We start from the raw sequence: 19,088 nt of genomic DNA, 5'->3' as shown, positions 1-19,088 counted from the left end.
AACAGACATGTCAGAAAATTCCACGACCGACGTCGACGAGGCCGTTCTCAGCTTTCCCGTCGAACGCGACGCACGCTGCCCGTTCGACGTCCCTGCTGCACTTATCGATTCGGCGGCCGATCAACCTGTGCGGCGAGTCCGTATCTGGGACGGCAGCACGCCGTGGCTGATCACGGGCAACGCCGAACTGCGTGTACTGGCATTGGATCCGCGTATCAGCACCGACGATCGCCTGACAGGCTTCCCGCACTGGAACGCGGGCCGGGCCGCCATCGCCCCGATGCGACCCGACAGCATCTTCAACACCGACGGCCCCGGTCATCTGCGGCTCCGCCGCATGATGACACGCACTTTCTCGTACAAGCGCGTAGAAGCGCAGCGCGAGAAGATCCAGCAGGTGACCGACAAGCTCATCGACGACATGCTCGCCGGGCCGAATCCGGTCGACCTCGTGCCCGCATTCGGTCTACCGCTTCCGTCGTTCATGATCTGTGAGCTGCTCGGGGTTCCCTACGACAATCATGACTTCTTCCAGGAGCATGCCTCGGCCGCGATGGATCGGTACGCCACACCGGAGTTGCAGGAGCGGCTGTTCACGGCGATGCGCGGCTACATGCGCGAGGTCATCGAAGAGCGGCTTGCGTCGACGGAAGAGTCGACAGGTGTGATCTCGGAGTTCGCCGACAACATCCGGGCGGGCGAGATGACGATCGACGAAGGCGTTGCGCTTGCCAACGGGCTGCTGTCGGCGGGTCACGAGACGAGCGCAGGCATCATCTCGCTCGGAACGCTCGCGCTCCTCCAGAATCCGGAACAGCTCGAGTACCTGCGCCACAACGACGATCCCAAGGCCATCGCCACAGCGGTCGAGGAGCTACTGCGGTATCTGAGTATCGTCCACAACGGGCAACGCCGCATTGCTTTGGAAGACATCGAGATCGGTGATGTCGTGATCCGCGCCGGCGAGGGGGTCGTTCTCGACTATTCCGCCGGTAGCTGGGATGCCCGGACCTTCGACGATCCGCGGCACTTCGATGTGGCACGGGTGTCGAACAAGCATCTCGCGTTCGGATTCGGACCGCACGGGTGCATCGGCCAGCAGCTCGCCCGCGTCGAACTCCAGGTTGCTTTTGCCACGCTCATCCGCCGCATCCCGACCCTGAAGCTTGCCGTGCCCATCGAACAGATCGAGTTCAAACACGACCGGCTCGCCTACGGTGTCTACTCCCTGCCGGTGAGTTGGTGACCGGCAGGGAGTAGACCTGCGGCCCTGTGTCAGCTCTGACCCGGCGTCGTCATCGTGCTTCCCGCGGCAGTGCCGCCGTCGACGCGAAGGACGGCGCCGGTGACGTAGCGGGCGCGGTCGCTGGCCAGATAGACGGCGGCTTCGGCCGCGTCGTCGACGGTCCCCTCGCGGTTGAGGGGCCGCTTCTTCGACTGCGTGGTGCGCACGCTCGAAATCATCGCTTCACGCTCCTCGCCCTCGAGTTCGGTGGTCGACGACGCGAGCAATGTCGTCGGGATGCTCCCCGGTGCAAGGCAGTTCACGCGGATTCCATGGACGCCCAGGTCGATGGCCGCAGATTTCGTGAAGTGGATGACCGCGGCCTTCGACGCCCGGTACGTGATCACTCCTCTGCCTGCCATGATGCCGCCGATCGAGGAGGTGTTGATGATCGAACCGCCACCGTGCTCGGCCATGTACTTCGCTGCTGCTTGCGTCCCCACCATCACGGCACGCAGGTTGACGGCGAAGATCTTGTCGAAGGCCTCTAGGTCGTCGTCGAGGAAACTGGCGTGGATGGGCCCGGAGATGCCTGCGTTGTTGACCAGCACGTCGAGTCCCCCGAACGTCTGCACCGCGAAGTCCACCAGCGCCCGCACCTCGTCGATGTCCGAGACGTCGGTTTCCCGAAACACCGTGGCGGGGGCGAGGGAGTCGGCGAGGGCCTTACCTTCGTCGCGGTTCACATCGGCTACCACCACCCGGGCGCCTTCGCGGACGAAATGTTCGACCGTCGCGCGGCCGATCCCTGTGGCACCGCCCGTGACAACGGCGATCTTGCCGGTGAGTTCTGAAGACATGTAAGCACTCTCGCATCTCGAAGGGTTCGACGTCATGGCATCCATCTACTGGACGCATTGTCTATCAATAAGCGTTGCCTGCCAAGAGGGTTGCGATCACCGACGGCGGGGCCACGCTGGTGGCCTACCGGCGCCGCGACGCGAGGGGATCGATGACCGTAGGCGAGTGGGAGTCATCGCGATCGATGGGAACATGTGTTCGACTCGAGGTAGGGTGTGGAGCGCGCGGGTCGGTGAGGTGTCATGCCTGGGAAGCATCGGCCCGCGTGCGGCAACTTGGAGAGCGGAATCTTTCCCCTGCCGCCTCGGGTTGCCATTGCCTCATGACCCGCGGAAAGCCGGAGAACCTGGGGAAGGTTTGCCCGATTCTGCGCGAACCCTTCCCCTAAGCTGGAACGTGTTCTAGATTCTGGGGCAGGGTTCGTCGGAGTGGAGGGATGCACAGTGGAGTTCAACCTTGCTGATGTTTTCGAGACAACCGCGTCTGCGGTACCGGATCGCATCGCGCTCACGTACGAAGATCTGAATCTCACGTACGCGGAGCTGGACGCGGAAGCCAACCGCGCCGGGCAGCTCTTCTCCCAGGCGGGCATCTCCAAGGACGATCACGTCGCGGTATTCCTCAAGAACTGCGTCGAGCACGTCACCAGCATTCTCGGTCTCATCAAGATCCGCGCCGTGCCCATCAACGTCAACTACCGCTACACACCCAGCGAACTCGAGTACATCTTCACCAACTCGGATTCGGTGGCGGTCGTCGTCGAGCTTCCCGAGCATCAGCAGGTCCTCGCGTCCTTGCTCGATGCCTGTCCGCTGATCCGCACGGTGTTCGTCGTCGGCGAGGCAACGGAGGAGCTGAAGCAGGCCGCCGAGCAGCGCTCTGTCGCCGTGGTCTCCTTCGCCGATGCGCATGCTCTGCCCGCGACAGCAGAGTTCCCCGCGCGTTCGGGCGACGACCTGTATCTGCTGTACACGGGCGGAACCACCGGATACCCGAAGGGTGTCATGTGGCGGCACAACGACTTCTTCCGCAAGCCGCTCTCCGGCGGCAATCCCTATGGTGCTGAGCCGCGGAAGGATCTCGCCGAAGTCGCAGCGGGAGCGACGGAGTTCCCGGGCCTGGCGTTCCTCATCGCGGCGCCCCTCATGCACGGTGCAGCCCTCTACTCACTGTTCACGTTCTTCACGCTCGGGGCCCGGGTGGTCTTGAGGCGCGACTTCGATCCGAAGACGGTGGTCGAGGCTGTCGAGAAGGACAAGGTGCAGGTGATTCTCATCGTCGGCGACGGCATGGGATTGCCCCTCGTCGACGAGATGGAACGTCGGAAGGACGACGCCGACCTCAGCTCGCTGTTCTCCATCACCTCCGGCGGTGCCATCTGGTCGACGAGCGTCCGCGACCGCATGCTCGCCGTGAAACCCGACCTGTTGCTGCGCGACAACTTCGGCGCTTCGGAAACCGGCAACGACGGCGCATTCGACGTCGACGAAGACGGAAACCTGCGGATGCCGCCGAGTCCCAACATGATCCTCGTCGACGAAAAGCTCGAGCCCATCGCCCCGGGCTCCGACGATGTCGGCTACATCGCCCGTATCGGCAACGTGCCGCTGGGCTATTACAAGGACGAAGAGAAGACAGCCCGGACCTTCCCGACTCGCGCCGACGGCACGCGCTTGTCGATCCTCGGAGACATGGGTCGTGTGGAGGCCGACGGCACCATCGTGTTTCTCGGTCGCGGCTCGCAGTGCATCAACACCGGAGGCGAGAAGGTCTTCGCCGAAGAGGTCGAGTCGGCACTTCATGCGCATCCGTCGGTCTCCGACGCTCTTGTCGTGCCCGTGCCGCACGAACGCATGGGCCAGGCTGTCGCGGCCGTCATCGCCACCTACCCGGAAGCTGGGGAACTGACGCTCGAAGAGGTGCAGGAACATTGCCGTAAATCGTTGGCAGGATACAAGATTCCGCGCTCTATCGTAGTGGTAGACGAGGTCAAGCGCACCCCCGCCGGCAAGGCGGACTACCGGTGGGCCACCGCTCAGGCTGCGCAGTAGGCGACGAACACAGCAATACCGACAGATGCACCTCTTCGGAAGAAGAGGTGCATCTGCGTATGCGGCCCTCGATCGCCACGGTCGTGTTCAGGGCCGAGTGTGCCGGGCGCGACGCTCCGCCTCTGTGAGCGCGCGTCGGACAACGGCCGACAGTGCGACGAACGATTCCAGCTGGCTGGACCCCGAAGGTTTGATGTCGTCCAGTTCGGCTGCGATGGATTCGCTCTCACTGCAAAGTTCGGTAGCAAGAGCGCACTGATCATTCAGCGACTTCAGTTCTGTCAAAGGCCAACTCGCGTCGATAATCCGATAGTCGCCGCGCTCTCTCAGTCGAACTCCACGGGATGCAAGGGAGATTCGAAGTGCCTCGTTCACCTCGACGGAGCGGTCGGTGACCTCGATCCACCTCTGCATCGCGTTGAGCTTCGATCGCTCGCTACGACGCTTGCCTGATCCGAACAGTGACAGCTTCATTCGCGATTTCCCCTCTAATCGAGATGATTGTAGCTGCAATATCGTGATCTTGTAGGCGATTTGGCGAGGTACCGACTGCCGCGCGCCCACCCGTCCGAGTACTCTTCGCCACAGGCCGACACGCTCGAACGAGGATGACGACGAGCCCGTCGGATCTGCGAGCTGACGCGCCTCAGTCTGCCGCTCGATCGAGCTCGGCATCGGGTCGGGCGGGCGTAGCCGCAATGCGACGAGGATCGTCGTCGGGAAGCGATTCGATCAGGATGCGTCGCGGGTGCGCCGCAGAGCCCGCCGCCAGATACTTCTGACCGGGACGCACGCGTCGGGCCTGATCGGCTATCTCGTCCGTGACTGCAGGAATGGCGGGTTCGTTGAGTGCGTCGCGCACGATCCGTCGTGGGTCGTATTGTTTCAGGTCCAATGAAGTCGTAAGCCCCATTTCACGTTCGGCGCTTCCGCGCGTCGATTCGACGAAGTCGCGCAGTGCCCGCACAGTGCGGGCGAGCCGATGGGCGTAGACGGGAAGCCGTTGGGGGCCGAGCACGACCCCCGCGATGATGGCGACGAGGAACAGTTTCTCGAAGGTCAGGCCGAACATGGTGTGGATTCCTCATTTCGGGACGATCTCCTGTCGTGCAGCGTCGTGATGACGAGTGCGGCGCCGAACAATATCGACATCGGCAACGCGACCACGAACATGGACAGGACGTCGGCGGCCGGCGTTACCAGGGCACTGAACAGCGTGATGACGACGACGATGACGCGCCAGCTGCTACGGAGCTTGGCTGCGGAGACGATCCCGACGTAGTTCGACATCGCCAGGAACACCGGAAGAACGAAGGCAATCCCGGTCGCCAGAACAACTTTCATCACGAAGTCCACGTAATACGACGCATTGAGGATCGTGCTGTCCTGATCGGACGAGAATGCGGTGAGCACGCTCACCATCCGGGGAAAGATCAAAAATCCGAAGGCGCACCCGGCTGCGAAGAGCGGGGCGGCCGCCGCAGAGAACCCGACGACATACTTCTTCTCCCGGCGCGTCAGACCGGGGGTGACGTAGGCGAAGAACTCTCGCAGCCAGATCGGACTGGACAGGATCACGCCTGAGAACAGTGCGATCTTCAGCTGGAGGTCGAACGCACCGGTCACGGTGTCGTAGTTGAGGCTGGCCTCCCGAGAGAGCGCCAGCTGCTCGACAGGTTCGCGCAGGACGTCGAGGATCTGATCAGAGAGAGCGAAGCCGACGATCACGCCGATGAGCAGCGACACCGCCGCGCGAACCCCGCGACGTCGCGCTTCGCGCAGGTGTCCGGCGATCGGCATCGTGCCTCGCGCGGCGGTGGTCGCGGTCATGATGCGCGTCGGTACGGAACCTGGGTGAGGTCCGCGGTCTCCGCGTCGATGGTCGGATCACTCACCTCGTCCTTGAGGATGCGCATCGACTGGCCCACGCTCTTGGCGAGCGCCGGAAGCTTGGTCGAGCCGAAAACGAGGAGGACGATCGCGAGGATGATGAGAGCGTGCCAGCCGGTGAGGTTGTTCAGCATGGTGTTGTCCTTGAATGGGTTGGATGAGTGATCAGTTGGGTGTGCCCGGGCCCATGCCCGGCATTGCTCCACGGGGAGGTTCGCCGCCCATCGGCGCACCTTCCGGCGGAGCACCACCGCCGGTGGGTTCGGTCGTCGTGTCGACCGCGACTGCCAGCGACCCCACGTATCCCGAGTCGGTACTGCCGGAGAATGTGCCCATCTGCAGGTCGTATCCGTCGCCGAAGACGTTGTCGTTGTCGAGACTTCCGATCCGGGCCAGATTCTCGGCCGACCCCGCATAGGTATCGAGCTCGTAGACCTCGTTGAGCATGTCCTGGGGAAACGCGATCTGAGAGGTCGCGATCGCGTTCTCGACGTTGGTCGCGGAATCGACGTCGAGGTAGACCTCGAAGTGAATGTGGGTCCAGCGGCCGGTGTAGCAGCCGGGCACGATCGTCTCGAAGGTTGCCTTGCCGTCGGCATCGGCCACCTGAATCCCGCGCAGGTAGGTCTCGTCCTCTACACCTTCGGTGTACATCGAGTACCGGCCCTGCGCGTCGCACTGCCAGGCGTACACGGCGACCCCATCGAACGGGGTGTTGTCATTCGCCATGTCGGTGACCGTGAAGGTGAGGGAAAGTGGAACACCGTCGGCGGTGCCTCCATCGAGGCTCGACGTGATCTCGCGGCGGACGATCCCGGACTCCTCGAGCACGTTGACCCCGTTCGTGCCGTCGGCCGGATAGGGGCCGTTGGTCTCGTCGGGGATTTCGCCGGCGGGTGTGCTCACGGTGACGGCAGTGCTGCCGATCCTCGAGGAACACGCGGCCAGCGCCAATGCACCGGCACCGGCACCGACGACGCTCAGCACTCGGCGGCGGGTGATCAGAGTTGCGATATCGAAGCCCGCACCCTGATCGACGACGTCCTCTGTGGGGCGGTCGAGCAGGCGGCCTTGGTATGCGGGTCCGTCCGGCGTATCGGTGGGGTCGGGAACGCGGCTCATGTTTGTCTCCTCCGTGCGTCGCTCAGGGGTACTCAACTGGTTCAGTGATAACCACAGTCCCAGCCGACGCCGGGGGAGCCCTGTGTCGTCGCTGGGTGTTTGCTGTGAGCGGTTTGCACAGTCGGCCGGTCATCTCACGGCAACCCAGGATGCGTGCGGGTACCGTCTCGTGGATGACGAACTTGGACCACGGAGACCCTGGCGACGCTCCCACTGTGCCGCCGCCGTTGACGGAGATCGTGAACGCGGCCCGGCCCTCTGCCGCCGAGGAAGCGCGGACGGTCGCCGCGTCGACGAACACGGGTACTCTCGCAACCCTCACCAAGGAAGGCGACCCCTGGGCGTCGTTCGTGACGTACGGGCTCGTCGGAGGCTCACCGGTGTTGTGCGTGTCGCACATGGCCGAGCACGGACGCAATCTGGCGCGCGATCCACGCGCGAGCATCGCGATCGTGGCACCGGGCCCGCAGTCCGACCCATTGGCCAGCACTCGAATCACCCTCGCCGGGTATGTCGAACGTCCGGAGGGTGAGGAACTGACCGCCGCGCGCGAGGCGCATCTGGCCGCCGTGCCTGCGGCGCGCGTCTACATCGATTTCAGCGACTTCTCGCTCTGGGTTCTTCGGGTTCAGCGCGTGCGCTGGGTGGGCGGGTACGGACGGATGGATTCGGCCACCGCCGAGTCCTATGCCGAAGCGTTGCCGGATCCGGTGACCCCGGCGGCCGGTCGCGCGATCGCGCATCTCAACGACGACCATGCTGATGCGCTGCTGGCGATGGCCCGAAAGCTCGGCGGATTCCCTGACGCCACCGAGGCCACGTGCGTCGGAGCCGACCGTTACGGTCTGGATCTGGATGTCACCACGCCGCGCGGTCGGGCACCGACCCGCGCCGGATATCTGTCACCGCTCGATTCCGCAGCTGAGTTACGTGCGGCCACAGTAGCTTTGACACGCGCAGCACAGGCCTCGTAACCCGGACGCACGATCATGGATATCCGCCGCCGCGTCGCCGACGCTCGCGTGGCCCGGCTCGCCACAGCGGATGGATCGGGCGTGCCGCACGTGGTGCCGATCGTGTTCGCTTTCGACGGCGACACGATCCACACCTGTGTCGACGACAAGCCGAAGGCGACGCGGCAACTGCGACGCTTGGCCGACATTGCAGAGAATCCTCGGGTGAGTGTGCTTGTAGACCACTATGAGGATGACTGGTCCCAGCTGTGGTGGGTCCGTGTCGAGGGCATCGCCACCGTGCACGATGCCGATACGGACGCCGGAGCGGCCGGACTCGACGCGCTGGTCCGGAAGTACACGCAGTATCGGGTGCAGCGGCCGTCGGGGCCGGTGATCACCATCGACCAGCTGAGATGGCGGTCGTGGTCGCCGTGAGCCACGACGACGCGTCCCGGTCGAGTGCGGCGTCGGATCGATGGCGGGTATATCTGTCACATGCGTATCGGAATCGTCGGCCTGTCTCGGGGCCTGTACATGGCCGGATTGGCACGCCGGATCGGCATCGAGGTGATCGCGGTCTGCGATGCTGACTCCGAACGTATGGCCGACGCACGCGCAGAGTTTCCGGAGGCGCGGGCAACCGGGGATTGGACCGAATTGCTCGGTGCCGGTCTCGACGGTGTTGTGCTGGCCAACGACTTCGACGCGCACGCGGAATTGGCCATCGCGTTCCTGGATCACGGGATTCATGTGTTGTCGGAGACCGCGGCCTGCGCGTCCGAAGACGAAGGACGCCGGCTCATCGCTGCGGCCGAGCGTTCCACGGCAACCTATTCGTTTGCGGAGAACTATGTCTTCCATCCGCATACTCGGCTGCTTCGGAAGTCAGTGGATTCCGGCGAGCTGGGCGCACTCACGTTGGTGGAAGCCGACTATCTGCACAGTCTGTCGCCCCAGGACACAGCCGCTCTGATCGGCGACCCTGCACATTGGCGTGGCCGTATATCGCCGACCGCTTACTGCACGCACACCGTCTCACCGCTACTCGACCTCACCGGAGCGTGGCCCGTGGAAGTCAACGCCTTCTCCATCGGGCCGGATGATGCTCGCCCCGCCGCCGTTGTTCTCGCCATAAGGCTCTCCGACGGCACCCTGGCCGTGGCCCGCCACGGTTTTCTCGCCGGCGAGACCGGTAGTCACTGGAGTTGGGTATCGGTGCGTGGTTCCCATGGCATCGCCGGGTCGGAGCGCGTCACAGGAGAAGAGGCGTGGTCCGTGCGAGTGCGTCTGGAGGGCTGGGCGCAGGCGGACGGGCTGGTGCGTGAGCAGATCCGCGTACCCGACCCCTACGTTGCGGACGACGAACCCATCGATCGCATGGCAGAGGGCACCGTCGTGGTGCTCGAAGGATTCCGTGCGACAGTGGAACACGGCACTGCACCGCTCATTCCGGTGCATCGCGCCGTCGCGGCATCATTGGTCGGTGTGGCAGGTGCGGAATCGCTCGTCACGGGTTCGCGGCCAGTGCCGGTTCCGGATGTCCGCCCAGAACATCTGAGGCAGGAGGTGAGGGCTTCACCCAAGCGCCTCCAGTGAAAGACGTTACTGCTGAGATTATTCGAGGTATCCGAAATGAACGAGCCGATCGCGTTGCCGATCATGTTGATCGGCTTCGGGCCGGTTGCGCAGCAGTACGCTGCCACTGTCCGTGCCCGCCGTGACGAATTCCGGATTCGATACGGGGTGGAACCCCGCGTCGTCGCGATTCGGGGACGAACCCGGCAGGTTCTCCTGCCGGACGGTGAAGCTCCACCCGCACGGGAATTGTGGACTCCACGCACGTCAGTGGCAGACCTGTTGACGCGTACCTCACCTGTCGTCGTTGCGCAGGCGGTCCCTTCCCACCCAGAGGGTGCTGGAGAGGCATTGAACGACGGCCTCGCCGCACTTGCCCACGGCGCCCACCTGGTGACGGCAACGAAGTCGCCCCTGCTGACCGGATGGTCGCGGCTACGGGATGCTGCACTCGAACATGGTCGCGGGGTGCGTATTTCAGGTGCAACCGGCGCTGCGTTGCCTGCCGGAGACATCGCACGTGCCGGTTTGCGTGGCTTCGACGTGCGCACCATCCGTGGGTGTGTCAACGGCACCGCAAGTTTCGTACTCGATCAGCTCGGTGATGGTGCGGCCCTCACCGAGGCCATCGCGATCGCGCAGGACCGAGGTATCGCGGAGGCAGATCCCTCGGCGGATCTCTCCGGAGCCGATGCCGCGACGAAGCTACGTCTGCTGGCAGGGCTGCAATGGGGATGGGATGTCAGCGCCTGCGAAGTCGAAACGGAGCCGATCACCGCTGCCACCGCCGACCGCGCCGCGCGTGTGAGTGAACGCGGCGCGGTTCTGCGGCACGTCGCATCGGTGAGCATCGATAATCCAGGCCGCGTCGTCGTTGCACTTCACGAGGTCGCACGATCCGAGCCGCCCTTCGGGGTTCTGGCCGGCCCGGACAAGGCGGTCACGTTCGGATGTGGCGATGCGGGGGACATCACCGTCTCCGGTGGTCGATCGAGTCCGCTCGGGGCAGCCCTGTCCATGGTCAAAGACACATTGTCGCTGGCGATCGATCCTTCGCCCGGGCTCGGTTGAGTGTTCCCGGTGAATCGGGACGGCTGTCCCTTTCCGTCGGGACTCCGTGCGTCGCAATCTTTCCGCATGGCGGTTGACGTTGCGGGATCGAGAGTGGAAGGGGCAACAATGCGCACTCCGAATATCAGAGAAGATGAATCGACACCAGCGGTCCTTGCGGACACCCCGTCGGTGCCCTCGGCGCCGAGCGCGGTGTGGGCATGGACCGGCGCTGTCGCCGGTCTGGCCGGTGTGGTCGGTATCCAGGCCAGCATGGCGATGGGCGCAGCTTACGACGAGAACAACGCGGGCAACGCCGTCGCGATCACCGCCGCGTTCGCCGAGCAACGTACCGCGATGCTCGTGATGCACCTCAGTCTCACCATCTCGACGCTGCTACTGCTGATCTTCGCTGCAGGCCTGTACCGGCGCTTGCAGGCGGGGCTGCCGGAGTTCAGTCTTCTGCCCACCGTCGCGGCATTCGGCCTGGTGCTCACCTCGACGGGGACCCTGCTCGGGACCGGCCTCGACACCGAGTTGCTGTTCGGCCTGTCCGACACCGACAAGATGGTGCCCGAGGTGGCGGTGTTCGCGTCACATTGGATGGGCACGATTCCGTGGCTGTGGGTCGGTGCCGGCCTCAGCGGCCTCGCCGTCGCGGTGGCCGCACTTCGGCACCGCGCCGTACCGCGCTGGCTGGGGTGGACGAGTCTCGTGCTGGGCGGATTGACCACCCTGCTCGGGGTGTCCCCACTGCAGTACATGGCAGGATTCGTCGGACCGGTGTGGGTCCTGTTGGCAGGCATCGGATTCGCGCTCTCCGGGCGAGTGAAACGATAGCGCGACGCCCGGCGGTCCGCGGGTGCATACTCACTGCACTATGAACGACGCCTCGGCCACTGGGATAGCGGCGGGCACCGGAGCACCGGTGTCCGCCGCTATTGTTGCTGTCGCCTCATGGCTGTTGGCCTGCGCAGCCGTCGTCGTCTTCATGGCTGCACGTCCCGTGCTCGACGCCGACCAGTTGTTCTTTCTCGTGGACGTCGTCGGGGCGGCCGTGTACGGCACGGTGGCGGGGGTGGTGCTCGCGCGCCGCGCGCACCCCGTGCCGATCCTGCTGGCGGTTGCCTCCATCGGCGTGGGTATCGCCGCGTTGTCGTACAGCTGGACCGAATTGGCCCTGGTGCGTCCCGAACTCCCACTCGGAATCCTCGAGCCACTCCAGAACACCGCGTGGATACCGGGCACACTCTCGTTGTTCCTGGTGGTGCCGTGGCTCATCCGCGACCAGGCTGCCGACACCGCCACCCGCATCGGTCTCGGCGTCGGGGCTGCCGCGACCGCATGGTTCTTCTGGGCTCGCACCTACACCGAGATACCGGCGGTCTGGTTCGTCGGCCCGGTCGTCGTGACGGGTTTCGCGACGGCCGGGTATGTCGCGTGGCGGTGGCGGCGGGGGCCGGAAGACGAACGTGCCGGGATGGGATGGCTCGTCTTCGGCAGCGCGCTGATGACCGCTTCCTACATCCCGCTCGCGGTGCCCGGTGTTCCCTGGATGCTCACGCCGCTATTACATCTCGCGACACAGGCGTTCTATCCGGTGGCAATCCTCGCGGTGGTGTTGCGGCAACGCCTGTGGGGGCTCGATCTGGCGGTCAGCCGTGCGGCCCTGGCCGGTAGTCTCGTCGCTGTTCTCGCCGCGGGATATGTGGCGGTGGCCGTCGTGGTGTCGCTGGTGCTTCCGACGGACGGTTCCGTGTTCGCTCAGGCCGTTGCGGCGACAGCTGTAGCGCTCGCCGTCCAGCCGGTCCGGGCATGGCTGACCCGCCGAGTGCATCGCCTGGTCTACGGCGACGGTGCTGATCCTGCTCGTGCCGTACGGACCCTGGGGAGGCACTTCGCAGGGGCCGAATCTCCGGAGGTATTGCTCGGTGAGCTCGCCGCCGGTATCGGTACCGCGCTGCGTCTCGAATCGGTGGAGGTGCGGCGGGCGAGTGAGACGATCGCGCGCTGGGGCGAACCGTCGAGGCCGGCAGAGGAAGTGCCGCTGCGTGACGGTTCGCTCGCGGTCACCGCCCCGCCCGGGGAAACGCTCGGGGCTCGCACTCGTGATGCCCTCACCGAATTGGCGTCTGTGGTGGAAGCCGGTCTCGTGGTGTTGCGAGCGGCCGAGGATCTCGAAACCACGCGGCGTCGTCTCACCGAGGCACGACTCGAGGAGCGCCGCACCATCCGCCGCGAATTGCACGACGGACTCGGGCCTTCCCTCGCGGGCGTCCGGCTGGGTTTGCAGGGTGCCCGGAATCTCATCGGCACCGACGTCGACGCGGCCCGTGATCTTGTCGACGAACTGTCGAGGGAACTCGACAGGCAGGTCGACGGCGTACGCGAACTGTCGCGTGGCCTGCTTCCGCCGGTGCTCGACGAACTCGGGCTCACCGCCGCCCTCGACGAGCTCGCCGCGAATCATGCGCGCGCCGGTTTCCGCGTCGAACTCGAGACCACTGCGGACGCGTCGGGACCGGTCGCGGTGGCCGCGTACGGCATCGCGTCGGAAGCGATCCTCAACGCCCGCCGACACTCGGGCGCCGATGGCTGCCGGGTGCGCGTCGGCCATGACGACGACTTCCTCGTCATCGACATCTGTGACGACGGAACAGGACCCGCGCCGGACGCGCGTGTCGGAGTCGGTACGCAGAGTATGCGCGAGCGGGCGTGCGGAGTGGGAGGCACTGTCCGGGTCGAAAACGCCGAGCCGCGCGGCACCGTCGTGCGTGCCCGGTTACCGTGGTGCGGGCCATGAACAACGATGAACAGATCCGGGTTGCGGTGATCGACGACCATCCCGTCTTCAGACTGGGCATGGTCGCCTTGCTCGGCACGCTGGACGGCATCGATGTCGTGTGCGAGGCCAGCTCTGTTCGCAACGCTCTCGACGTCGTGACGGGCGACGTCGACGTCGTGCTCATGGACATCGAACTGGGTGACGGGTCGGGCATCGACGCCACCCGTAGCCTGCTCTCGAAGTTCCCCGGCCTTCGTGTTCTGGTGGTGACCATGCACGAGGACGAGGACACACTTGTCGCATCGGTACGGGCGGGGGCACACGGATATCTGGTCAAGGGCGCAGATCCGTCGGGTGTCGAGCGGGCGATCCGGGCGGTCGCCGACGGCGAGATGATCGTCGGAGCGGCGGTTGCGGCCAAGGCGCTCGGTGCGATGGCTTCGTCACGTGCCCTGGCGCCGACGGTGTTCCCGCAGCTGACCGGCAGGGAACGCGAGATCCTCGATCTCGTGGCCAGGGGCCTCGACAACGGGACGATTTCGCGTCGTCTCGTACTCAGCCAGAAGACGGTGCGGAACCACGTTTCGAACATCTTCGGGAAGATCGGTGCGGCGGACCGGGCGACCGCCATCGTGCGAGCACGTGAAGAGGGGCTCGGTCTCGGGTGAGGGAATTATCTTCGACGCAAGCCCGGTCGTTCACGGCCGGGAGGACGTCAAGCCGTACTGTGAGTGCGATAAGAACGGTATGGGAGTAACAAACAGTTCGTCCGGTATGTCTACCAGCGTGGAGGCTGATCTTTCGGTGTTGTCGTTCGAGTCGACGGTGCCACGACGGTATGTGCATCGACAGTCCGTATCGGAGGTTTTCCTCACCGATTGCGTCACCGGCCCGGAACCCGACCGGTTCGTTCTTGGCGCGCAATGGCCGCGGCTCCACGGTTTCTACCGCGGCCGGGATGGCCGGTACGACCCGATGCTCCTCGCGGAGACCCTGCGGCAAAGCGTGATCTACCTGGCACACACTCGCTATCGCGTCTCGCTCGGTCAGCGATTCGTGATGCAGACGATCGAGATCACCGCTGAACCCGATCGGCTCGAGATCGGTGCGGGGGCGGCCGAGGTCGCGGTCACTGTTGTGGTGTCGAATGTCCGGCGACGAGGCTCGCATGTCACCGGTCTCAGCGCTGCCCTGACGTTCGAGGTCGCGGGCCGCCGAGTCGGATCGGGCCACGGCCGTGCTTCGGTGCTCACCCCGGTCGAGTACGACACCGCTCGATGGGGTGAGAGCGGGCCGCGGGCAATAGGTTCCGTGCCCGACGGTGTACCCCTCGATGCGGCCGCGGTGGGCATGGTGGCCGACGGCGATGTCGTCATCGGGGCAACGGCACGACGCGGGCGATGGCAGGTGCTACCCGACCTGTCCCACCCGGTGCTGTTCGACCATCCGTCCGATCATCTTCCCGGGATGCTCATGTTCGAAGCTGCGCGCCAGGCGTCGCGAGCGGAGCTCGGGCTTCCGGATGCGGATCTGGTGTCGATGAGCGTGCAGTTCCAGCGGTTCGTGGAACTCGACCGTCGAGCCGAGGTGGTCGTCTCGTGCGTCGATGATGAGCCCGGGCGCGCGCATGTCGTATTCGAACAGCACGGAACGTCGATGGCCTCGGCGACGCTGACGTTGGCTTCTGCGGTCGATGTACGTTCGGGGCGCGGAACCCGGTCCGGTGTGTAGACGCGCGTCAGGCCATCGCTGGGTCGCGGACCCAACGAGCGCCTCGAATCTTGTCGCTGTCGAGTCGGCGCTCGGGTGCCACGATGCCCGGCAACAGGAATTGCCACATTTGGTCGATACGCTGTTCGAGATCGGTGCGCCGATCCAGCACGTTCGAGACCATCTGGACGCCCGTGAAGGCGGAGATCACAAAGCGAGCCAGCACCGGTGGTTCGATCGTGGGAAGGATATCTTCCTGGACGATCGCTTCCTCGACGAGACCTCGGCAGGCTTCGATCCAGTCCTGGTACGGCCCGGGTTTGCCGGGTACAGCGCTCGCACTGAACTCGAGGGTCAGCCGGATTCCCGCCCGCACGATCGGATCCTCGACGATCTGTCGGCCCATTTCGTGGCAAAGCATGACGATCTGTTCGAGCGCCGAGGCGTTGGTGGTGGAGATGGCTTCCACCGCGGCGATGGAGATGGTGTGCTGCCGATCCATGACCGCTTGCGCCAGGTCGTCCTTCGACTTGAAGTGGAAGTACAGGGCGCCTTTGGTGAGCCCACTGCTCGCTTCCACGATCTCCCCGAGGCTCGCACCCTCGAACCCCAGTCGATCGAATGTCGCCGCGGCTGCGACGACGATCTGCTGCCGCGTAGCTACCGCGCGGGCTTGTCTGACCACACCCCGTGTCCTTTTCTCGATGATGTCCCGAAAGGCGAGTCGTGACGAACCCCGACAATCGGCCTCCCCCGAAGCGCACGGTACCAGCCGACCCTGAGGAAACCGCAGACCGTGCATCGGCCCCGGAACCGGCACTGCATGTCGCGGTGGTGGGTGCCAGCGGTTTCCTCGGTGGGGCAGTGCTCGACGTGATGCTGGCCCGGGGTGTCACGTGCACCGCGATTGCGCGCCGTCCACCGGCGCCCACAAGACCATCGATGAAGGGGGTGGCCGCAGATCTGGGTGATCCGGCATCGCTCACCGCCGCGCTTGCCGGAGTCGACGTGATCGTGCACGCCGCGTCCTACACCGGCTCCGACGAGGCCCAGTACGAGCAGATCAACGTTCTCGGCACCCGGAACCTGCTGGCTGCAGCTGCGGCGCAAGGCATCGATCGAATCTTCTACCTCAGCACGATCGGCGTCTACGGTCCGGGGCCGCACCGGAACGTCGGTGAGGGGGAACTCGAGCCCAACCCGGTCACGGCGCTGAGTGCCAGCCGTCTTGCCGCCGAGAATCTTGTGCGCGACCACGGCGGGCTCGTGTTGCGTCCCGGGTTCGTCCACGGACCGGGGGACCGGTGGTTCCTGCCCGGGCTTGCTCGTATCGTGTCGACTCTCGGGGTCTGGATCGACAACGGTGTCGCCAGGCAGTCGGTGATCTCGCGCCGCGACGTGGGTCGACTCGCCACCGCTCTTGCGGTTCGCCCGCTTCCCGACGCGATGCGCGGGGGCATGCTCCACGTCGCCGATCGGACTCCCGCGAGCGTGCATGATCTCGTCCACGTCGCTGCCGCCCAAGGGTTGCTCACTCCACCGACCGCTTCCGTGAGCTACGAACAGGCGCTGCACGTGGGGCTGGAGCGCGGATTGTCAGCGCGTCACATCGACCTGATCGGACACGATCACCACTACGCCAGCACTCGAATCTGGGCACATACCGAGCTGACCACCGATCCCTGATCGATGGATCATTTCAGGTGCGGTTCACCCATGTTCTCACTGGCAGTGACCGTTTCCGGGTGGTTTCGTCCGACGGGATGCATGTGTCGCCGGAAATGCGGTAGACTTCACCCACCGAGCAATACCGGTCGATTGGTATTGTTTGCCGGGGAGGGCATCGATACGAGTGATTGCGAAAGCACTTCGACGTATCGACGGGTGGTAGATCGGCGGCTGTGACGGGACGAAAGACGGTGAGGTCTGCACCGGGGGGTCCTCATCGTTCTGACCCGAGGGGTTCCGTCGGCGTATGGCGCCGACGGAACCCTGGTCGTCCGCGCACTCGGGGGGAGGTGTGCGCGAACTGTGCCCCCGTTCGGGGAGGGGCGGGGGCATAGAACAGACTATGTGAGTTTGCGGTTGCGTGCATTGCCGCGCTCACCCGGCCCCGTCATCTTGGTGAGAATCCAGGCCTTCTGGGAGGCGATCCCTGTGGTTCTCCAGCGGTGCAGATCACGGTGAGTAGTTGCGGTGTCCGGGCGCGGCTCCGCAATGGCACTCGTGCGTCGGAGCGGGACTTCGAGTGTCCGGATTGTTGTGCCGATAGTCCTACGTTGCACCCGGGTCTCCTGCAAGATCATGAGGACCCATGTCCCTTGACCGTCAGGAACTTTCATGCGATCGATAGTCCGCGCCACCTTGATCACCATGGCAATTGTCCCGCTGTCCGTAGCGGCACCGGCACTGGCCGCAGCGGCCGACGCCGACGACGTCACCTATGCCTTCGGGGTCGACGGAGCCAACGTGACCAACACGATCACCAACAACACCGGTGGCGTGTTGATCTGCACGACCTCGCTAGCTTCTGCGCCGGGAGGAATTCTGCCACCCATCTGGGAAGTGACGGGACCGGGCCAGACTCTCTATGCGTCGAGCGAAGTGCAGCCGGGCACCACCACGCAGACGGTGACGGACATTCCCGACGGCTCGTACGTTGCCTTGGCGACGTGTGGCAACGCCGACAACACCGCGATGTGGGCATCGGATTATCCCGGAATCGGGGAGATTCTCGATCTGTTCCCGATGGACACCTTCGCGGTGCAGCAGGCGTCGATGGTCGTCACTGTGCCTGCCCCGACTCCCGGTCTGCCGGCTCCGGACGCCGGGCTCGCACCTTTCGGGAGTAGCTGACCGAAGCACTCCGAGCAATGATGTGGCCTGCGCCGTAAGGCGCAGGCCACATCATTGCAGGCGTGATCAGCGACGGGAAGGATGAGCCGTCTCCTGGAACGGAGGCCATTCCGACGCGCGGCTATTCATCGCAGGCAATCCCATCCTTGTCCCTGTCGAGATGGGTTCCATAGCCCGGTTCGCCTCTGAGGATGGGAGCAGCGCCGGCTGCTCTTGCCTCTTTGCAGTTCTCGTATGACACGGACGGCGACTGGGGAGCGGGTGGAGGCGTGTACTGAGTTGCCGGAGGTGGAACCGTGTTTTCCGGCGTCGAAGGCGCGGTGTCCACGGGAGGCTGCGGCCGATTCCGAGGTGTCCAAGGCGCACCACACAACTCGTCGCCTTCGGTACCCATCGATTCTCGCCACGCGGCATCACTGCACGAGTACTCGAGCGACGAAGTAGTAGTTGGGGCCGGAGCGGCTTGCGTCGTACGGGCGTATGGGGTGGTTGTTTGTGTCTGAGTGGAAGGCGAAATGCTCGGGGCGCGACTCGATGTGGTGGGCGGGGGCGTAGTCGTGGTTGTTGTAGAGTCCGCCGAACTGGTTGTGGTTGACACACCTGGGTTGGAGGCCGACGCCCCGCCATCGCCGAGAGTTGCCCCGAGCGCGACGAACCCGACGAGACCGGCTCCTAGCATCCACGGCCACTTTCGACGCTTCTTTCCTCCTGTCGGGGATGGGGTACTGGTCGGTTCAACGGGAGCGAATGCGCGGGTAGGAACATCGCTGTCCTTCGGCCGTGTCTGGTTCGTCCACTGCTGCCCGTCCCAGTAACGATCGAGGGACGGATCGTAGGGGTCGGGATGCCACGCGGCGGGAGGATTCATGCTTGATCCATTTCTGAAGAGAAACTTCCGCAAGCACGTCGTATGGGCGGAGTGGTTTGTTACAACGCTTCGAACAAGCATCAGCGACATGCTCGAGAGGAGTGAATCCTGCTCCGGAATTGCGGGGGCAGGCAGATTG

At 64.8% G+C, this 19,088-nt stretch carries 20 protein-coding genes; 12 read left to right on the top strand and 8 right to left on the bottom strand.

From position 1 onward, the window contains the following. Positions 1 to 7: 7 nt before the first annotated feature. A complete protein-coding gene (locus tag ACSYG9_RS05230) occupies positions 8 to 1,246 on the top strand; it encodes a cytochrome P450 (RefSeq protein WP_440126135.1) in 1,239 nt (412 codons plus the stop codon). Positions 1,247 to 1,275: 29 nt separating this feature from the next. Here the strand turns inward: ACSYG9_RS05230 and ACSYG9_RS05225 are convergent, their stop codons facing one another. Next, positions 1,276 to 2,085 carry a glucose 1-dehydrogenase gene (locus tag ACSYG9_RS05225; RefSeq protein WP_440126134.1) on the bottom strand — a complete coding sequence of 270 codons (810 nt, stop codon included), beginning with the start codon at positions 2,083 to 2,085 and terminating at the stop codon, positions 1,276 to 1,278. Between the two features lie 444 nt (positions 2,086 to 2,529). On the opposite strand from ACSYG9_RS05225, the gene ACSYG9_RS05220 reads away from it, so the two are divergent. Next, complete coding sequence (locus ACSYG9_RS05220; RefSeq protein ID WP_440126133.1) at positions 2,530 to 4,137, top strand: AMP-binding protein; 1,608 nt, start codon at positions 2,530 to 2,532, stop codon at positions 4,135 to 4,137. Between the two features lie 87 nt (positions 4,138 to 4,224). Here ACSYG9_RS05220 and ACSYG9_RS05215 read toward each other — a convergent pair whose 3' ends face one another. The 5 genes from ACSYG9_RS05215 to ACSYG9_RS05195 all read right to left on the bottom strand — a co-directional run bounded on the left by ACSYG9_RS05215 (position 4,225) and on the right by ACSYG9_RS05195 (position 7,149). Next, the gene (locus tag ACSYG9_RS05215) at positions 4,225 to 4,611 is read right to left on the bottom strand and encodes a hypothetical protein (RefSeq protein WP_440126132.1); all 387 of its coding nucleotides are present in this window, start codon (positions 4,609 to 4,611) and stop codon (positions 4,225 to 4,227) included. A gap of 172 nt (positions 4,612 to 4,783) precedes the next feature. Continuing rightward, positions 4,784 to 5,209, bottom strand: coding sequence for a preprotein translocase (locus ACSYG9_RS05210; RefSeq protein ID WP_440126131.1), 426 nt, complete (start codon positions 5,207 to 5,209; stop codon positions 4,784 to 4,786). Then, the gene (tatC, locus tag ACSYG9_RS05205) at positions 5,197 to 5,967 is read right to left on the bottom strand and encodes a twin-arginine translocase subunit TatC (RefSeq protein ID WP_440126130.1); all 771 of its coding nucleotides are present in this window, start codon (positions 5,965 to 5,967) and stop codon (positions 5,197 to 5,199) included. The genes ACSYG9_RS05210 and tatC overlap by 13 nt, the downstream gene beginning before the upstream one ends. Continuing rightward, the gene (locus tag ACSYG9_RS05200) at positions 5,964 to 6,161 is read right to left on the bottom strand and encodes a twin-arginine translocase TatA/TatE family subunit (protein ID WP_440126129.1); all 198 of its coding nucleotides are present in this window, start codon (positions 6,159 to 6,161) and stop codon (positions 5,964 to 5,966) included. Before ACSYG9_RS05200 ends, tatC begins: the two co-directional genes overlap by 4 nt. 31 nt (positions 6,162 to 6,192) lie before the next feature. Further along, positions 6,193 to 7,149 carry an intradiol ring-cleavage dioxygenase gene (locus ACSYG9_RS05195; RefSeq protein WP_454841457.1) on the bottom strand — a complete coding sequence of 319 codons (957 nt, stop codon included), beginning with the start codon at positions 7,147 to 7,149 and terminating at the stop codon, positions 6,193 to 6,195. Positions 7,150 to 7,322: 173 nt separating this feature from the next. On the opposite strand from ACSYG9_RS05195, the gene ACSYG9_RS05190 reads away from it, so the two are divergent. From ACSYG9_RS05190 to ACSYG9_RS05155, 8 genes are all read left to right on the top strand, one after another. Further along, complete coding sequence (locus ACSYG9_RS05190) at positions 7,323 to 8,123, top strand: HugZ family pyridoxamine 5'-phosphate oxidase (RefSeq protein ID WP_454841455.1); 801 nt, start codon at positions 7,323 to 7,325, stop codon at positions 8,121 to 8,123. Between the two features lie 15 nt (positions 8,124 to 8,138). Further along, on the top strand, positions 8,139 to 8,540 hold the full coding sequence (locus tag ACSYG9_RS05185; RefSeq protein ID WP_454841454.1) for a TIGR03668 family PPOX class F420-dependent oxidoreductase: 402 nt from the start codon (positions 8,139 to 8,141) through the stop codon (positions 8,538 to 8,540). A gap of 60 nt (positions 8,541 to 8,600) precedes the next feature. Then, on the top strand, positions 8,601 to 9,701 hold the full coding sequence (locus ACSYG9_RS05180; protein WP_454841453.1) for a Gfo/Idh/MocA family protein: 1,101 nt from the start codon (positions 8,601 to 8,603) through the stop codon (positions 9,699 to 9,701). Positions 9,702 to 9,737: 36 nt separating this feature from the next. Then, positions 9,738 to 10,751 carry a hypothetical protein gene (locus ACSYG9_RS05175; RefSeq protein WP_454841452.1) on the top strand — a complete coding sequence of 338 codons (1,014 nt, stop codon included), beginning with the start codon at positions 9,738 to 9,740 and terminating at the stop codon, positions 10,749 to 10,751. 108 nt (positions 10,752 to 10,859) lie between these two features. After that, the gene (locus ACSYG9_RS05170; RefSeq protein ID WP_454841450.1) at positions 10,860 to 11,570 is read left to right on the top strand and encodes a hypothetical protein; all 711 of its coding nucleotides are present in this window, start codon (positions 10,860 to 10,862) and stop codon (positions 11,568 to 11,570) included. 40 nt (positions 11,571 to 11,610) lie between these two features. Beyond that, complete coding sequence (locus ACSYG9_RS05165; protein ID WP_454841449.1) at positions 11,611 to 13,533, top strand: histidine kinase; 1,923 nt, start codon at positions 11,611 to 11,613, stop codon at positions 13,531 to 13,533. Continuing rightward, positions 13,530 to 14,183, top strand: coding sequence for a response regulator (locus tag ACSYG9_RS05160; protein WP_454841448.1), 654 nt, complete (start codon positions 13,530 to 13,532; stop codon positions 14,181 to 14,183). The genes ACSYG9_RS05165 and ACSYG9_RS05160 overlap by 4 nt, the downstream gene beginning before the upstream one ends. Positions 14,184 to 14,289: 106 nt before the next feature. Beyond that, positions 14,290 to 15,246, top strand: a complete 957-nt coding sequence (locus ACSYG9_RS05155; RefSeq protein WP_454841446.1) for a ScbA/BarX family gamma-butyrolactone biosynthesis protein — start codon at positions 14,290 to 14,292, stop codon at positions 15,244 to 15,246. A gap of 7 nt (positions 15,247 to 15,253) precedes the next feature. On the opposite strand, the gene ACSYG9_RS05150 is transcribed toward ACSYG9_RS05155, so the two are convergent. Beyond that, complete coding sequence (locus ACSYG9_RS05150; protein WP_440126119.1) at positions 15,254 to 15,910, bottom strand: ScbR family autoregulator-binding transcription factor; 657 nt, start codon at positions 15,908 to 15,910, stop codon at positions 15,254 to 15,256. A gap of 41 nt (positions 15,911 to 15,951) precedes the next feature. Here ACSYG9_RS05150 and ACSYG9_RS05145 point away from each other — a divergent pair, with 41 nt between their 5' ends. Continuing rightward, entirely contained in the window at positions 15,952 to 16,911 is a 960-nt protein-coding gene (locus ACSYG9_RS05145; protein WP_454841444.1) for an NAD-dependent epimerase/dehydratase family protein, read from the top strand. Between the two features lie 654 nt (positions 16,912 to 17,565). Beyond that, positions 17,566 to 18,081, top strand: a complete 516-nt coding sequence (locus ACSYG9_RS05140; RefSeq protein ID WP_454841443.1) for a hypothetical protein — start codon at positions 17,566 to 17,568, stop codon at positions 18,079 to 18,081. 121 nt (positions 18,082 to 18,202) lie between these two features. Here ACSYG9_RS05140 and ACSYG9_RS05135 read toward each other — a convergent pair whose 3' ends face one another. Beyond that, a complete protein-coding gene (locus ACSYG9_RS05135; RefSeq protein ID WP_440127545.1) occupies positions 18,203 to 18,949 on the bottom strand; it encodes an excalibur calcium-binding domain-containing protein in 747 nt (248 codons plus the stop codon). Positions 18,950 to 19,088: the final 139 nt, after the last annotated feature.

This window comes from Rhodococcus sp. SJ-2, from assembly GCF_053750035.1.
Note: the sequence above shows the minus strand (reverse complement) of the source record. Positions and strands in the feature narration are given on the sequence as shown.

Coding starts and splice junctions, on each gene's coding strand:
- ACSYG9_RS05165 (WP_454841449.1), top strand. CDS start 11,611: ATGAACGACGCCTCGGCCACTGGGATAGCGGCGGGCACCGGAGCACCG.
- ACSYG9_RS05210 (WP_440126131.1), bottom strand. CDS start 5,209: ATGTTCGGCCTGACCTTCGAGAAACTGTTCCTCGTCGCCATCATCGCG.
- ACSYG9_RS05155 (WP_454841446.1), top strand. CDS start 14,290: ATGTCTACCAGCGTGGAGGCTGATCTTTCGGTGTTGTCGTTCGAGTCG.
- ACSYG9_RS05185 (WP_454841454.1), top strand. CDS start 8,139: ATGGATATCCGCCGCCGCGTCGCCGACGCTCGCGTGGCCCGGCTCGCC.
- ACSYG9_RS05230 (WP_440126135.1), top strand. CDS start 8: ATGTCAGAAAATTCCACGACCGACGTCGACGAGGCCGTTCTCAGCTTT.
- ACSYG9_RS05215 (WP_440126132.1), bottom strand. CDS start 4,611: ATGAAGCTGTCACTGTTCGGATCAGGCAAGCGTCGTAGCGAGCGATCG.
- ACSYG9_RS05225 (WP_440126134.1), bottom strand. CDS start 2,085: ATGTCTTCAGAACTCACCGGCAAGATCGCCGTTGTCACGGGCGGTGCC.
- ACSYG9_RS05175 (WP_454841452.1), top strand. CDS start 9,738: ATGAACGAGCCGATCGCGTTGCCGATCATGTTGATCGGCTTCGGGCCG.
- ACSYG9_RS05135 (WP_440127545.1), bottom strand. CDS start 18,949: ATGAATCCTCCCGCCGCGTGGCATCCCGACCCCTACGATCCGTCCCTC.
- ACSYG9_RS05195 (WP_454841457.1), bottom strand. CDS start 7,149: ATGAGCCGCGTTCCCGACCCCACCGATACGCCGGACGGACCCGCATAC.
- ACSYG9_RS05160 (WP_454841448.1), top strand. CDS start 13,530: ATGAACAACGATGAACAGATCCGGGTTGCGGTGATCGACGACCATCCC.
- tatC (WP_440126130.1), bottom strand. CDS start 5,967: ATGACCGCGACCACCGCCGCGCGAGGCACGATGCCGATCGCCGGACAC.
- ACSYG9_RS05180 (WP_454841453.1), top strand. CDS start 8,601: ATGCGTATCGGAATCGTCGGCCTGTCTCGGGGCCTGTACATGGCCGGA.
- ACSYG9_RS05140 (WP_454841443.1), top strand. CDS start 17,566: ATGCGATCGATAGTCCGCGCCACCTTGATCACCATGGCAATTGTCCCG.
- ACSYG9_RS05170 (WP_454841450.1), top strand. CDS start 10,860: ATGCGCACTCCGAATATCAGAGAAGATGAATCGACACCAGCGGTCCTT.
- ACSYG9_RS05200 (WP_440126129.1), bottom strand. CDS start 6,161: ATGCTGAACAACCTCACCGGCTGGCACGCTCTCATCATCCTCGCGATC.
- ACSYG9_RS05190 (WP_454841455.1), top strand. CDS start 7,323: ATGACGAACTTGGACCACGGAGACCCTGGCGACGCTCCCACTGTGCCG.